Genomic DNA, 14,534 nt, shown 5'->3' with positions numbered 1-14,534 from the left:
CTTCCCCGGAAAAAGCTGCTGTACCACCGCTGGTACCACCGGACTTCCTATCACGATTTTCTTGTCACAGAAGGGCTTTCGCGCTTTTGGGATTCGCCCGACACCGCCAGACGTTCCCTGCGCTTTTGAAGTATCTCTTTGAAGGGGAAAGGCGTCAAGGTCTGTCTCGTGCCTTTCCTCTGCTTTAGGTTGCTTATTGCCGTTCCGACATGGCCCCACGAAGGATCGTCAGGGCGGCAAGAACGATATCTACGATCACGACAGGGTTCATACTCTGCTCCTTTGCATTTACAAGGTTAAGGTGAGCAGGCCGAATAAGGCCTTCGGTAGTTCTTCGACAGTGCGGATGACGGCTGACTTTGAGAACAGGTTCGTCACGGCGCGGGCGTCGATACCAATACCGCAGACCTCAATACCGAGCCGTTCTGCAGTGTCGATAACGTCCATTGCCGTCCTGAAATCGTCAGGGCTGCCGTCGGTGAGAACGATAAGCAATTTACGGCGTTCCCTCTGTCTGAGCAGCTCGCGCAAGGCGTAGAGCATGGCCTCCGCCATGGGTGTACTACCGTGGGCGGTCACAAGACAGGCATCGGAGGTACGCTCTCCGGGACGAAACACAGGGCACACGGACGTATTGTCATCTGTGGCAGGGAAGGCGGTAAGGGCTACCCGGACGCCCTGGATACGCGACAGGGCAGAGGCTACGACATAGCATGACGCACAGGCTGTCTTGAGCTTATGTGCCATGGAACAGGAGCAGTCCAGCAGGATATGGACAGTCGTATCCAGTCCCCTGATTTCAGCCTGCTGCCTGAATACCTGTGCGCTATCTGTCACCAGACGATGCAGCAGGTGGCCGTCGAGCCTTCCGCTACGGCTTGCCCGACTACGACGCAACACTCTGGTTTGCAGCCGGGCTCCCAAGCGTGTCTGGAGAGCATTGCTCACCCGTTTACAGGCTGCCAGCTGTGCAGGATCCAATCTGTGGAGAGGGCAGCGCTGTTCTACGAGCATAGCCGTGTGCGGACGGCAATTCTTCGATTGCTTCAGGCAGGCTTCGAGTTGTTTTGCGATGCGTTCTCCTTCATCAGCGGGCAAGCCTGTGCTTTCTCCGTCCAGAGCTTCCGCCAGCGCCTCCTGTGGCGTGGGAGATGCTTTGCTGTGACCGGAAACTTCGCTTTTTTGATTCTCGCCAGCCGGTTGATCTTTATCTTCTTGCAGTGCCCCCTCTGCTTGTCGCTGTTTTTCCCGCTTGTTCCTTTTGGGGGATGTCGGCTGCCCGGACTGCGCGGGAGCAGTAATAGCGGCCGAGTTCGTCTGCGACGGGAGTGGGGCGTTTGTTTCAGGTGGTTCCTCCTGTTGTGTGGGGGAGTGCAAATAGCCGCGCAAAAGGATTGCCGCCTCCCTGGCAAGGGAAAGACAGTCGCGGGTGCTCCGGCAGTCCGTGACTCTGCTGATGAGCGAGGTGAACCTGCCCAGCAGGTTGGGATAATGGTTTTCGACGATCTGTCCCAACAGACAGACTGATCCCCGCAAGACGGGTAGGGAGAGAGCCCTGACAGAGTACAGGACATAGTCCAGCAAGGCGGCCAGTGGTTGTGCCGCATAGTTCTCCAGCTCCTCCCGAGAGAAGGGAGTCGCGAACAGATTCCGTATCAGCCAGAGAAAGTCCTGGCGACAGCCGGGATAACGTTCTGCCATGCGCTGCTCGACCCGGTAATCTTCAAAATAGTTGAAGAGACGCTGTTCCAGTGCTGTGAGTGCTTCTGCCCGCAGGTCGACAAAATCCGTGTACCGGATATGCCCGGCCTCATGGCTGATGTACCCCCGCACAAGCCCCAGCTCTGTTTCATCGCCTTCAACACTGAGTTTGGGCAGGAATATGGAAGTTCCATCCGTCCAGGCTGTGCTGTGTTCACCGATGCTGACTTTCACGCCCAGTGAATCCCCCAGTATGGAGGCCACAACCGGCAGGGCCGACATGATATGTTTGGTTTCTGCTTGCATGGTGTCACCACAGGCCGCCGGAATTGAGGCACGCGGGTGTGACCGGTACCACTGTTTGCTTGTTCGGGGAGAAGGCGGAAACAATAGAGTTCAAGGTTCGCTGTGCATTGGACGTATTTTGCATGGCCTCTGCCTGCTTGAGCAGCGCTTGCTTGTCCTTGAGCAGGCAGACAAGGCCTTGCAGGTTCAGCAGCGATTGGCCTGCAATGTACTTGCCCTTGTCCGGCACGCCTTCCATTACCGTATCCATGATTCTGATCACGGGCATGGCGTGGGGAGAAACGAAACTCAGCCCCTTGAGTTTGTCCCGCAGCGTCAACAGCGGAGACAGGGCTTTGTGCGTAACCTCCATCTTTCCTTCGTAGACCCGACTCCAGATGTCGGCCGCATCTTTGGCGATTTCGGAGAAGAGCTTGTTTCCCAGGTCGGAGAGACTTTCGTCCAGCGTCGAATCCACCTCAGACGATTTGACACGGAAGAGCTGCCAGGAAAACGTGAGCCTTTGAGCGACATAGTCTGCGGAGACCGTGCTGCTGGCGAGAAATTCCCGCCATACCTCATACTTGCTTATCCACTCCGCGATGAGGCGGTCATAGTTTTGCAGGAACAGGGGCTTTTCGGTATAAAATTCATCTTTGATGGCCTTCAAACCGTCGAGGATGCCGTCAACCTTGGTTGAAGGCACGGCCCAGCCACCGAGAAAGCGGACAGCATGCCTGTCAAGAAGAGAAACGGCTCTGGCCTTGAGCCTGCTGAACACAGCCATATGGGCAGGATCACAGATTTTCTTGAAGCCCAGACTGGCAAGGGCGGAAGGCGGCAGCTGGTTTTCACTGTCAAAATCGGAGGCCGTGAGTTTGCGGCAAGCAGACCAGATGGTCGTGTCGAGGTTGAGGACATACAGCTTGTCGAGGGCGTCAGGGGGTGTGAGGGTTATGATGTCGTTGGGCATGGAATATGACCTTATGGTTGCTGGTTAGTGAGATGCAGGGAAATATTTTCGTGCGAGTTCGTGCAGTACGGCTTTGTCAGATGCGGAGGCGCGGGAGGCCAGGGCCCTGTCCAATGCATGTATGATAGGGCTGATGCCCTGCGCCGAAAGCGGGTGGTACGCCAGAGTCAGCCCTGCCCAGCGCAGCAGTGTGCGTGTGGACAGGGTGACAGCAAGAGCGTCGGGTCCGCTGTCCGCCCCCATGAATTGCTTGCGGATGTCATTGGCGTAGCTGACCATACCGGTGACAAGCTCCTGGGGCAGTTGCGGGAAACGTTGCCGGAGCAGCGATACTTCGGTATCGGCTTCGGGATAGCCCATTTCGATCAGCATAAATCTGTCCATGAAAGCCAGATTCAGTCGCAGCACGCCCTGGTACAAACCGGTGTCATCACTCCCGCCATTGCTGTTTGCCGTAGCGATGAAGCGACACATGGGGTGGGGCTTGACGAGTTCGCCGTTGTTTTCGGCGATACATAGTGGCGCGCCGTCCAGGATCGTATTCAGTCCGGCCAGTGTGGCGGGAGAGCAAAGATCGATTTCATTGAACAGCAGCAGTCCCCCCTGCCGCAGTGCCAGAGTGAGCGGTCCGTCAACAAAGCGCATTGAGCCATTCTGTACGGACAGATGACCTATGAGGTCAGAGCTTTCCAGACGCTCGTGGCCGTTGACTTCGAAAACAGGATAGTTGAGACGCGCCGCTATCTGGCGTACGGCACTGGACTTGCCACAGCCAGTGGGACCGCTGATCCAGAGCGGGTCGGGGTGTTCCATCAGAAACCAGAGAACAAGGTCCCTTCCTGACGTAGGATTGAACGAATACTGCGAATCCAGGGCCGGAGTATAAGCTGTAGGGGCGTCATACCCTCTGATTTTCGTCCCCGATGCTTTGCCGGAAAAAACAAGGCCGGCGTCAAAGTCCGTGATTTTTGCCATGAGCGTGCTCCCATAAGAAAAAGGCTCGCCGTGCGGGACACGACGAGCCTTCGGTAAAGATGAAAAAAGCCGGTCTTATTTACCGGCGTGGTGTCTTGGCTTTCTGAATGACAGGCTGCGTTTTACATCGAGCCGGAACGGGTTATCCCGGTAGTCGCCGCTTGCCTCTATGTCATCGGTTTCTTCGCCGATGCGCAGGAATCGGAAGGCCTCCATTTCCAGCGAATCCAGAAAATATTCCACATATTCGATCTCAGGTTTGTCCAGAGACCAGGAGATGTCGTTCCAGAGGAAAACCTCGGCGCCATCTTTGGTCTTGTAGCACTCCGCGCTGTTAAACAGGGCAAGGATCTGGACATTTTCTTCCTTTTCCTTGCTCAGGTGAGACAGCTTTCTCGTCAAACTGCCGGCAGCGGCCCTGTTCAGGCACAAGGCCACATTCGAGGAGTAATCCATATCAGTTCCCGTATTAGGCGTCAGTTATTGTGTTGGAGAAGGGCAGCAGCATAAGGCGCTTGCCGGGGGCCCCCTGCTTCTCATGCTTTGCAAAGAGCGCCGGTACATCCAGAGCGATTCCCTGATCCCGCATCAGACTGGAGAGTTCGTTGGCCAGCCCGTGTTTATCCAGAGTACGTCGGCCAGTCAGAGGAACGACTTTGAAGCGGTGTTTTCCGGCTATGACCCAATCCCCCTGAGCGTCCGTCCGGGCATACCATTCTTTCATATCGGCCTCTGCCTCCTTGATACGTTCATCCAGCGCAGTGCGGTCTGTTTTCCAGTCAACCAGCTTTTGCAGGCGTTGCGCCAGTTCAGGATGCTCAGGACCGGCGAATTTGGGGCAGGTTACAGCATGATCGCAGCAGGAGCAGAGGGGATGAAAGCCCTCAGCCACAGGCAATCTGTCAACAGGATGTGGGAGAAGGCCGTACATCTGCACCGCCATATCAAGGATCGCAGTCTTCATAGTCTTGTTGTAGTGATAGGGGCCGAAGCCTTTGCCGTCGGTCATGGTCAGGGCCAGAAGCCAGGCCTCGACATTTACCTTGCGGATGTTGTCCGGGAAAGATTCCCCCCAGAGTCTGGCGACCACTTCAGGGAAAGACAGCCCCGTGAAAACCGGTGTGCCCTGTTCGTCCCGCAGACTGAACACATGCCTGTTGTAGTAGGCATGGAACAGCGCGATCTGTCCGTAGGCCTGAAGTTCATGGTTGGCGTAAACATGTTCGGGCAGGGCTGTCATGCTTTTCACTTCAAGGATACGGATGGTTGGCGTCGGGGAAGAAGACACCAGCACAAGATCAAGATGCGCCTTGATGGGGACGCCCTTGTAGGTCACAGCTATTTCAAGCTGGCGCAGAGGGGACAGGCCTGTGGCTTCCAGAGCGGAAGCTATGCCGTCTTCATACCAGTGTCCCCGCTGAAGCGTCAGTGTCTTGGCAAAATTCGCTGTTCCGGGCTGCTGTTTTTGCAGGACAGCTTTACGAGGGCAGACGCTGAAGGCGGCGATGTCGGACAACCCCACATAGCGCTTCCTGTCTCCCAGCTGGGCCTGTGTCGTCTTTGCAGCATGGAGCCGCAGGCCATTGTGCAGAAGGGACATCAACGCCAGGGGGCGTTGCAAGTTAGTTTCTTTCATACAGACTCCTCACAGCGAACAGCTCTGGGCGCTGTCCTGATTTTCAATGTCCGCGTATCTCCACCAGCACCGCTGCTTGTTGTCCCATCGGAAGCCCGCTTTCTGGAGAAGGACTTTCTTTTCCATTGTTCCGCCGACAGCGACAACATATGTTCGGCCCTCGGAGCTGGTGGCCGTGCTGTAGCTGACCCCATCGAGCTTCGGCAAAGATGCCAGGAGAGAACGTGCTTTTTTGGGGCCGGCCGTTACGTTTGGCGCTTGTCGATTCTCCAGACAGGATGCGGCATTGCCGTCATCATCTTCTGTAATGATGCCCAATATGGCGCACAGGGCATAACGCCTTGCGTAGGTAATGGCACTGCCCAGTCCCTGGGGATCCGCTTTGGGCAGAGGGACAATGGCAGTGCTGGCAAGATATTCACCGGTATCCACATGAGTGAGTCGCGTTTCGAGAGCAAGGACGTTCTGACCAAGTTCTACAGGCTGGACGACAGGCATCTGGGTAAGCAGGATGCCATGGCTGATAAGCAACTCACGGCAGCTTGCCATGACACTGTTGAGAGTGGCGTAGCGGGTGGCATGATACGGATTTTTACCATCCTTTGTGGCGGGTTGCAGCGCCTGCTGGACGCAGAGAAGAGCCGATGCAAGGCTGGAAGACTGATTTGTGGTAGTATGCATAAGAAGCCTCCTAACATGCTTTTTCTATACCCTTATAACAAGTGCCAAGGCTTTTTTTGACTGCTGGCTGCTTTTATCCATGCAATCTTTTTGCGAGGCTTACGTTCTGTATGCAGAAGAAAAAGGAATTCCTTTCTGAAATTTTGGAAAAGAGGAGGCCAATATTTCTGCATCAAGAAAAAAACACGAGGTGACTTATGCAAAATAGTGATAAGATTAGAGTTATTGGTGCAGGTCTTCCGATCGAGACTCATGCGGCGCTGCGTGATGTGTTGGACAGAAAGCTCTACGGCATGGGGCCGTCGGCTTTTTACAGAAGAGTGACGGAGATGCTGCTCAAGCTTGATGACAAGGCTTTGCATGCCATTTTTAATGATCCTGATTACCTGGCAAATACGCTGAACGAGTCGGTGCGATGACTCAGGCAACCTGCACGAGCGAGTCTGTTTTCGTCCAGAAAACAGAGAATGGCATTGCGCCGGTGTTGCTCGCTGGCGAGTGCCCGGCGCAATGGAAAGAGCGACTTATGGCCGCATTCGGGGCGGAAGACGAGCCTGCGGCGACGTATTTGCTTCATTGCTTGTCACGAACAGCCAGAGGAAAACGTTCGGATTTGCTGTTCAATGCCTGCATTGCCGCCATCCGGGAGATTAGGCCAGGCAACAGCCTTGAGCGCATGCTTGTGGTGCAGATGTGTCTTGCCAATGAGTACGCAGTGAATGCCTTGAGCAGCAGTGACACGGCTGTGTTTGCGGAAGACAAGGAACGGCTTTCGGCTATAGCAGCCAAGATGATGCGTCTGTACCTGCAACAGTTTGAGGTACTTCGACGCTACCGCAACGCCGGAAGGCAGAACATCCAGGTCACACACGTCTACGCCGATCAGGCCATTGTTGGAGATGTCGTCCAGGGGGGGAAATAAAAATGGCTGAATCAACGCCCAAAGGCGGTGCGCCGTACGGGAATCGGAATAATTTCAAGCACGGGATGTATAGGCGGCAGGAAATGGCAGCCGCAAAGGAGCGGGGACGATTTTATCGCGACTGCGGCAGGCTGTTGAAGGAGATTCGTAAGGTTATAGTGGAAAGAATTGCTTACCCTGAGAAATAATCACATAGAAAATCTTCGATATTGTCTCCATGAACATCTAAATCGTACGAGTAGCGAACGCATTTCCGGCTTTCTCCAGAATCAGGGACCGGAAATACTCCCATTCTTTGTTCGTAAGATTAGTAGAATATTGTTTGACCATCTTCGCGAGTTTTTGCTCTGCCGCGCGCAGTCATTTTTTGTCCACATACCTTCTTGTAAATATAAAAGTTGAAGTTTACAAACATGCACTAATAAGGCTGCAATATGTATTGTGTGATAAGATTCTCGAATTGCCTAATCAGCGCAGTGGCTTTTTCTTTATCCCGATGGAGTATTCCAAGTTCGATGTTATGATCGATGGCATCTTGGGTAAGATTGGCACTGGTGATGAGGAAGGCGGATTCACTGACAGCGCATTTTGCGTGCATCTTTGCCGGATTCCCCAATCTATTTTTGGGGCGCTTCTCCAGGGGCCAATGGTAGAATGCAGCGCCTTTGAGTGTTTCAAAGGCCTTGTCTGCACTGTGGCTGAGTTGTCCGGCAGAATCATTTTTGTTTTCCAGGATAAAACGGATCTGGACGCCGCGAGCCAAAGCTTGCTCAAGGGCATGCAGCAGGGTCGGGATCTTGTAGGCGGCAAAGCTGACCAGAAAAATCTGTTGTTGTGCCGTCTGAATCAGATCGAGAAGGACTTGTTCTGTCTTTCTGGCATCAGGCAGGACATGGGCAGGGCCAGACCAGACAAAACGGCTGTTCTGTTCCTGGTTTTTACGGATAAAAAAACTTCCTGTTTCCAGAGCCGTGGCCAATTCTTTTGCAGACGAGCTTTGACGGACGAGCTTCTGGAAAAGTGCAGCCAGCTCATTGTTCAGACCGCACCGTTGTTTGCAGGAGGCGGGGTCATGCCAGAGGCTGCTGTCCCGGCGTAGAAGATCAATGAGGTTTTTTGCCAGATTCAGCGGGATGCGGGAACAAAAGGTGTGGATATTCTGCAACAGCGTGTCCGGCATGCTCATTTCCAGAAGGCCAGTCCTGATGGACGCTGGGCAAAGGTTTCGACAAGCACGTTCCTGTCCAGATAGCGGTTACCGCATTCACACGAGGTCTCGGGAGCAAAAAGACAGGCATGGCAGGCAGCCCCCTGGATGACACGGCCGTCGGCCTCTGGCTTGCGCTCGGCGCATAGGGGATCGGAAGTACAGATACGCATGTTTTCCAGAGCCTGCTCGAGATAACGGCCCAAGGTCTCGGGATTGCCCAGTGAGACGAGCCCCCCTAGGGTACCTTCACTGTCTGTGGCCGCGGTATAAAGCAAGATACCGGCCATGGGGCCGCCAGGCATATCCGGGGTACGGCAATAGAGGCGCTCGCGGACGCTGGCCGCTGTATAGCCGCAATCCAGAGTGATCTGCTGCATCAGGGCATGGGCGAGAGAATGGAGCAGGACGAAGCGCAATCCAGGATACCCGGCATCCGTATCCTGGAAGCGGCGGCTTTTACGCCAGGCTTTGTGGGCCAGGAAAAAAGCCCTGTCATGTTTTTGTACGGCCGGCAGCTGTTCCCAGGACTGGAGGCGATCCTCACGCAGGCGCAGGAAGATGCCTTCACCGTAGCTTTCATACGCCGGCAGCCAGGTAGGCGCTTCCCGGGTCAGCGGAGCCACATGCTGCTCACTGATGATGCCGAGATCCAGCTCCTGCTGGGTCGAGATACGGGTGAACCCGTACATGGCGCGGACCTCACTCAGGCGCGGGACCTGCATGCTGTTTTCGAAGCTATCTTCGAAACCGGCCGGTGCGGGGATGGAGACGATCTCTAGTTTGCGCGAGACATTGATCTGGCGCTGTCCACTGAAGATCTCCCATTCCGGCAGCTTGATATCATCGGGCGTTTGCAGGACAGGCTGGCCCTGCAGGCTGCGTTCAGCCTCAATGGTACGGAGTACGTCATCCGTACTGAAATCAGCCAAGGCTTCGATGCGCCCCGGTCTGGCCAGATAGCGGACCATGGCTTCATCGTCCACATCAGCCAGATCGGCCCAGTGGGCACGTATGATACTGAGCAGGGAGCTTTCTTCATCAGGGATGGAAAGCACGCTGGTCGTTTGGGGGAACCAGAGGTTGGAAGCACCCAGGTTGATAAGTTGTGGCCGTGCGGTGCACGGGGAAAGATCGCACTGGCGCAGATGGGGATGCAGACCGCTGCAGGGGAAAAGAGGTTCCTTGGCGCGCAGTCCGGCTACCAGTGCCGAGAGCGGCTTTTTTTTGCCACAGGCTTTGCAGCTGACTATGATATCAGAGACATCCCCTGTGATGCCGAATTCGTTCATATGCAGTTCGGGGTGTGGGCAGGGGAGGCCGTCATGGATGAACTCGTTCCAGGGGACGTCCGACAGGTGGCCGTCAGGGCAGGCCAGCAGGAAGCGTACAGGGATGGCGCGCGGAGGGGTCTGGGGATTCTTCATCCGTGTACAGTGCGCATGGACAAAATGTACAGGCTTGTACAAAGGTTCACGCTTTTCGAAGATTCCCCGTTCCAGCGGCGCCATAGCCCCGCATACGCTGCAGCGCATCCAGCGGGGAAAGGGGACGGCAGGCACCCCCCTGCTGTCGTTCTCTTCCTCCTGTACAGGGGGAAGACGCAATTCCTGGACCTGGGACCCGACGATGCGTTGCACGGCGGCCAGCAGGCGGTGCTCGATGATGGGCCTGCACAGATCCCTGTTCCAGTAGTCGAGCCCCATGACGAGGGCCGAGACTTCCGGCAGGTCGAGGGTGGCACCGATACCAAAGGTGAACATCAGCTGACTGGGGCGAACTTCTCCTGCGACTGCCATCATCATTCTCCCCGGGGGGATAGCCCCGTCGGATCCGTATCCAGTAAGAGGGTGACCGTCTTTTCCACGTCCCGCAGGCTGTTGGGGCAGGAAAAAGGCTCCTGTGTCTTGTCAGGTGGGGCCATCAGACCCGAGGCGGCAGCGTTGGCCACATAGCCCAGACTGACGTCGCGTCGTTTTCGTATCAGATCCAGCCATTCATCGCGCAATTTTTCCAGCGCGATCTTCAGCCTGTCTTCGGCATCGTTATCCTGCATGATGGTGGAGGCACGGCCCAGCAGGTGGCGGCAGGCTTCGGCAAACAGGTCTTCGTGTTTCGGCAGTTCTTTGGCGGACTTGTTGCCGTTCATGGGGACATCGATTTGTCGGACTAGGGAGAGCAGGACTCCGGCCAGCCCGCGGTCCAGGGCCCGGCTGGCAAAGGGCGTGACAGACAGGGCCTCCACGTGTCGCTGGAAGGCGGCGTGGTAGGCATGGAAGTCCTCGAAGTGCGAAAGGTCGCGGGGGCGCGCCCAATTGTAGAGGGTCAGCACCAGCCCCGGTGCACGGGAAGAGCGACCCACACGGCTGCTAGCCTGGATGTATTCCGATGTCGTCCGGGGTTGCCCCAGCATGACCATTAGGCCCAGGCGTTCGATGTCGACGCCCACCGAGATCATATTGGTCGCCAGCACCACGTCATAGGGTCTTTTTTTCCAGTCAGGATCCCGCTGGCCGGTAGCGGAGAAGGTATTGGTAAGCCGTTCGAGGATGAGGGGGATGTTGCGGCTGCTCTGGCGTGAGGTGAGTTCCTCGGCGGGCCCCAGGGTACGGCGGGCAAGGCCGCGGGGCCGCTTGTCCGCCAGACGGCTGCGGACTTCGTCTTCCACCAGGCGGCGGGTCCCGGCCAGTTCACGGACGGAATTGAAGTAGCCGATGGTGGTCATCCAAGGATCAGCGGTATCGCCCCAGGTGTCGAAGACCTTCTGGGCAGCGGCCATGACCGTGGCGTAGACACGGACAGTGGAGGGCGGCATGCGCCGGCCCGTGGCACAGATGCCTACATAGACACGCCCGGGACAATCAGCGTCTACAGGCCGTTCGCAGGAAAAAAAGTTGTCGCGGCTGTCCACGCCGGGCGGCGGGAACACGTCGACCTGCCGGTTGAACAGCCGGCGGACTTGCTCCGCGGCGCGACGTATGGTGGCTGTGGAGGCGATGACCTTGGGGCGCACGGTACGTCCGCCGAGCGGCCACTGGCACAGGGTATCCACGGCATTCTCATAGAGGGCCGTCATGGAGCCCAGGGGACCGCTTATCAGGTGCAGTTCGTCCTGGATGACCAAATCAGGCGGTCGCAGCCAGACATGTTCCTCCACGCGGGCTTCAGGGATCTGGCCATAGCGGCGATGCACACTGCCCAGACTTTCGTCCACATCGGGCGAGACGAAACCATGACGGGAACAATGCCCCGTGACACGGCCAAAGAGCATCCCGACCTCACCTTTCCAGGGCATCTGGGCGAACTTGTCCACAGTCGAGATGAGCAGGGCGGGCGGCCGCCGGTAGATCTCCTCATCCACCACCATGACGGGCAGACCTTCCTGGGGAGACTTGGCCTGAGAAAAACTGCACTGGCCGTCAGGATCGCCGCAGAAGGTCAGACAGCGCTGGCTACCTGTGGTGCCTTTGGAGATATGGATGTTGTTGGTCGAGATAGGGGCCCCGCACCAGGGGCACGTGCTGAACTGCATGACGGAGCTGTCCCCGCCAAAGCTGTGGCCGTGTTTTTTGTCTTTTTCTTTGGCAGCGCTTTCCAGCGTATTGGGGGTAGAGTGTGACCCCACCCAGAGGCCCAGGCGGAAGGGTTCCTGCCCCCAGATTTGCGGAGCCTGACGGCGCAACACTTCACAGGCACAGATAAGGGCCGCCGCCCGCTGGAACTGCTGCAAGGTCAGTAGACGCAGGGTATAGCGCATGAAGACGCCCACGCCATGTTCCGCATCCAGACCACCCAAATCGGGATGCAGTCGGCGTATGGCAAGAGTGAAGGCCGTGAGCCCTAGGTAGGCTTCCGTCTTGCCGCCGCCGGTGGTGAACCAGAGCAGACTGGCCACGGCATCGTATCCCTGGGCGCTGCGCTCAGGATGCAGTGGATCGGCCAGCGTGGGGATATTGCAGAGCAGGAAGGCCAGCTGGAACAGGCGCCAGCTGCGATTGCGGGGCTGGTCCGTTTCCTTGAGCAGGCGCTTCCGTTCTTCCACGCTGGGGGTCGTCCCCTGTACACGGGCAGCGTAGATGCTGTGGATGCGCTGGTAATACATGGCCTTGTTGGCGAAACGGAAGGCCTGCAGGGCCGCGTCGTCATGCAGCAGCACGTCCCTGCCTTCCTGCATGCGTCGCTGGCTGCGCCGGGCATCGGCCTGTGCCTGTGCGGCACTGGCGGCAAAATCCGTTGCTTCCAGACCTGCGGGCAAGGTATCCACCCAGGCGGCATATGCCTGGATGATGCGCTCCAGTGTTTCGGCCAGGTCTTCCCGCGGCAGGGATGCCAGTTCCTTCATATCCAGCACGATGCCTTCAAGACGGGGATCGTCCTTGGGAGAGCGGGGCGTCTGGCCCGGGACATGGGCCACAGGCAAAAAGTCTGCGGCCAGCAGGCGGGCCCGCTCCGGCGCATCGTCTTCCTGTCGCTGTACTTTGACGGCACAGCCGTGGCCTTTGCCGAAGATGCGGCAGTGGCGGTAACGCAGGGCCAGGGCATCCATCTCCCGGCATTCATCCGGATCGAGGCGGCTGTGATCCCCCATACCGGCGGCCTGTCGCTGGAGGAAGACGGGCCGCTGCTGCCCGTCTTCGCTCTCCGCGCTCATCTCCACCTGAAAGATCCAGCAACTCCCTTCCTTGAGGTTCTTTTTGGGCCACGCATTGATCAGGAAGAGCGTCACAAACCACAGGTCATCACGGCGCCGGATACGCCAGCAGAGGTGGACCGGCTGACCGGACGCGGGCATCAGCGAGCCCTCCCCCTCCTGCAGGGGCAGCCGCACGGGCTCAGGCGTGAGGGGGATGCGCTTCCAGACCTCAGCGGAAGCATCGCCCCCGGGCTCCTGTTCGCGGTTGGAGGCACAGCGTTCGTAACGTCCCCAGGCGGTCCGCACCAGCAGGGCCTGTTCATCGCCGTCCACCAGACAGGAAAAACCGGCACTGGAGGGCAGCAGGCTGTCCACCAGCACGGGCTCCCGTTCGGCTGGAGCATCAGGGTCGTCCGTACCGGCCAGGGACAGGATGTCGGCTTCCGTATTCGGCTCGGCAATATACATTTGGGGGACAGCAGGGATGAAGGCAGCGTCTGGAGGGCAGCCCCCCGGCGCCAGGCTGCCGACTAGATAGCGCTGCGTCAGGCGGCTATCGGTGGGGATTTCTTCCTCCGGGCCGTCAGCCGGGCCCAGCAGGTCACGGCGCAGCAGGTCGATGAGCTCTTCACGCAAGGCGAAAGGGCTGGGGGCGGTGATGTCGTCCTGTGTAGGAGTGGAGGGGAAGGCAGCGTCAGCGGCCTTTTCTCCGGCAGTATCCGTTCGCAGCATATGACATCCTCCTGTCAGGATATATCCGTGTCCCGCGGAAGGCCGGGAAAAGCGGCAGCGCAGCCGGCTCCGCATGATCGCCCTGTCGGCAGCAGTCCATCCCAGCCCTGCGATCTACTGGGGAAGCTCGTTCCGCTTCACATAGGCTGTGGCGATGATCCTGTCATTCTTCTCGCCATTTTTGATCCATTTGTCGATGGCCTGCATGACCAGACTGTGGCATTTGACGGTCCGCTGCTGTGGAGTCATTTTTTGCATGGCCGCATACAGGCTGGCAACCAGTAAAGAAATACCGCCCACAACACCGACAGGCGCAAGGATACTGCCTGCGACGCCACCGGCAAAGAAGGCGGCCACAGAAGCCAGGAGGCCGGGATTAAGGATTTGGGCCAGGCAGATCCAGATCAGGCCGGCGCCGGACGCCCCCCCGGCCAGACTGAGGGCTTTTTTGAGATTGTCCTTCATGCGCCCCTTGCTGGGGTCAAGGAGGGTGATGGCCAGCTGTAGGCCGGCGTCGATGGTGGCAGGCAGATGTCCACCGTCGAAGTACCGGGGAGCATCCGTACGCAGGATGTCCGCGATGTGGTTCATATCTGTGTAGGTGATCAGGCCCTCCTGGCCTTCCCGGGCATTCCTGGCCTGGGCTTCGGTCCAGAGGGCGTGGAAGGCCATACGCAGAGCCTCGCCCTGTTGCCGTCGTTCCTGCTCACTGCATGTCATGAGCTGTTCCTTTGTGTTTATATGATGACAGAAGCATCACGGATAGATGGATGCCTGCAGTATGGTATT

12 protein-coding genes are annotated in these 14,534 nt (G+C 57.5%); 2 read left to right on the top strand and 10 right to left on the bottom strand.

From position 1 onward, the window contains the following. Positions 1–288: 288 nt before the first annotated feature. The 6 genes from HF854_RS06560 to HF854_RS06535 form a co-directional block, all read right to left on the bottom strand. Positions 289–2,007, bottom strand: a complete 1,719-nt coding sequence (locus tag HF854_RS06560) for a cobaltochelatase CobT-related protein (protein WP_168935575.1) — start codon at positions 2,005–2,007, stop codon at positions 289–291. A gap of 4 nt (positions 2,008–2,011) precedes the next feature. Then, positions 2,012–2,959 (bottom strand): DUF3150 domain-containing protein, encoded by a 948-nt coding sequence (locus tag HF854_RS06555; protein ID WP_168935574.1) that lies wholly within the window; start codon positions 2,957–2,959, stop codon positions 2,012–2,014. A gap of 24 nt (positions 2,960–2,983) precedes the next feature. Next, positions 2,984–3,934, bottom strand: coding sequence for an AAA family ATPase (locus tag HF854_RS06550; RefSeq protein ID WP_168935573.1), 951 nt, complete (start codon positions 3,932–3,934; stop codon positions 2,984–2,986). Between the two features lie 75 nt (positions 3,935–4,009). Continuing rightward, positions 4,010–4,390 carry a hypothetical protein gene (locus HF854_RS06545; RefSeq protein ID WP_168935572.1) on the bottom strand — a complete coding sequence of 127 codons (381 nt, stop codon included), beginning with the start codon at positions 4,388–4,390 and terminating at the stop codon, positions 4,010–4,012. Positions 4,391–4,403: 13 nt separating this feature from the next. After that, on the bottom strand, positions 4,404–5,570 hold the full coding sequence (locus tag HF854_RS06540; RefSeq protein ID WP_168935571.1) for a hypothetical protein: 1,167 nt from the start codon (positions 5,568–5,570) through the stop codon (positions 4,404–4,406). Between the two features lie 9 nt (positions 5,571–5,579). Further along, a complete protein-coding gene (locus HF854_RS06535) occupies positions 5,580–6,251 on the bottom strand; it encodes an ERF family protein (protein WP_168935570.1) in 672 nt (223 codons plus the stop codon). Positions 6,252–6,448: 197 nt separating this feature from the next. On the opposite strand from HF854_RS06535, the gene HF854_RS06530 reads away from it, so the two are divergent. Together HF854_RS06530 and HF854_RS06525 are read left to right on the top strand one after the other, a co-directional pair. Then, complete coding sequence (locus tag HF854_RS06530; RefSeq protein ID WP_168935569.1) at positions 6,449–6,670, top strand: hypothetical protein; 222 nt, start codon at positions 6,449–6,451, stop codon at positions 6,668–6,670. Next, a complete protein-coding gene (locus HF854_RS06525; RefSeq protein ID WP_168935568.1) occupies positions 6,667–7,173 on the top strand; it encodes a hypothetical protein in 507 nt (168 codons plus the stop codon). Before HF854_RS06530 ends, HF854_RS06525 begins: the two co-directional genes overlap by 4 nt. A gap of 418 nt (positions 7,174–7,591) precedes the next feature. On the opposite strand, the gene drmC is transcribed toward HF854_RS06525, so the two are convergent. The 4 genes from drmC to HF854_RS06505 all read right to left on the bottom strand — a co-directional run bounded on the left by drmC (position 7,592) and on the right by HF854_RS06505 (position 14,465). Next, positions 7,592–8,353: a DISARM system phospholipase D-like protein DrmC gene (gene drmC, locus HF854_RS06520; RefSeq protein WP_168935567.1), complete on the bottom strand. Its 762-nt coding sequence runs from the start codon at positions 8,351–8,353 to the stop codon at positions 7,592–7,594. Between the two features lie 2 nt (positions 8,354–8,355). Further along, positions 8,356–10,179 carry a DUF1998 domain-containing protein gene (drmB, locus tag HF854_RS06515; RefSeq protein WP_168935566.1) on the bottom strand — a complete coding sequence of 608 codons (1,824 nt, stop codon included), beginning with the start codon at positions 10,177–10,179 and terminating at the stop codon, positions 8,356–8,358. Between the two features lie 2 nt (positions 10,180–10,181). After that, positions 10,182–13,745 (bottom strand): DISARM system helicase DrmA, encoded by a 3,564-nt coding sequence (drmA, locus tag HF854_RS06510; protein WP_205906059.1) that lies wholly within the window; start codon positions 13,743–13,745, stop codon positions 10,182–10,184. A 114-nt stretch (positions 13,746–13,859) separates the two neighbouring features. Further along, positions 13,860–14,465 (bottom strand): hypothetical protein, encoded by a 606-nt coding sequence (locus HF854_RS06505; RefSeq protein ID WP_168935565.1) that lies wholly within the window; start codon positions 14,463–14,465, stop codon positions 13,860–13,862. Positions 14,466–14,534 lie beyond the last annotated feature (69 nt).

Source organism: Desulfovibrio piger, from assembly GCF_012843875.1.
Lineage (GTDB): Bacteria > Desulfobacterota > Desulfovibrionia > Desulfovibrionales > Desulfovibrionaceae > Desulfovibrio.
The sequence above is the reverse complement of the archived record's forward strand: the minus strand, read 5'-3'. Positions and strand labels throughout refer to the sequence as shown.

Coding starts and splice junctions, on each gene's coding strand:
- HF854_RS06560 (WP_168935575.1), bottom strand. CDS start 2,007: ATGCAAGCAGAAACCAAACATATCATGTCGGCCCTGCCGGTTGTGGCC.
- HF854_RS06555 (WP_168935574.1), bottom strand. CDS start 2,959: ATGCCCAACGACATCATAACCCTCACACCCCCTGACGCCCTCGACAAG.
- drmC (WP_168935567.1), bottom strand. CDS start 8,353: ATGCCGGACACGCTGTTGCAGAATATCCACACCTTTTGTTCCCGCATC.
- HF854_RS06540 (WP_168935571.1), bottom strand. CDS start 5,570: ATGAAAGAAACTAACTTGCAACGCCCCCTGGCGTTGATGTCCCTTCTG.
- drmA (WP_205906059.1), bottom strand. CDS start 13,745: ATGCTGCGAACGGATACTGCCGGAGAAAAGGCCGCTGACGCTGCCTTC.
- drmB (WP_168935566.1), bottom strand. CDS start 10,179: ATGGCAGTCGCAGGAGAAGTTCGCCCCAGTCAGCTGATGTTCACCTTT.
- HF854_RS06525 (WP_168935568.1), top strand. CDS start 6,667: ATGACTCAGGCAACCTGCACGAGCGAGTCTGTTTTCGTCCAGAAAACA.
- HF854_RS06530 (WP_168935569.1), top strand. CDS start 6,449: ATGCAAAATAGTGATAAGATTAGAGTTATTGGTGCAGGTCTTCCGATC.
- HF854_RS06545 (WP_168935572.1), bottom strand. CDS start 4,390: ATGGATTACTCCTCGAATGTGGCCTTGTGCCTGAACAGGGCCGCTGCC.
- HF854_RS06535 (WP_168935570.1), bottom strand. CDS start 6,251: ATGCATACTACCACAAATCAGTCTTCCAGCCTTGCATCGGCTCTTCTC.
- HF854_RS06505 (WP_168935565.1), bottom strand. CDS start 14,465: ATGACATGCAGTGAGCAGGAACGACGGCAACAGGGCGAGGCTCTGCGT.
- HF854_RS06550 (WP_168935573.1), bottom strand. CDS start 3,934: ATGGCAAAAATCACGGACTTTGACGCCGGCCTTGTTTTTTCCGGCAAA.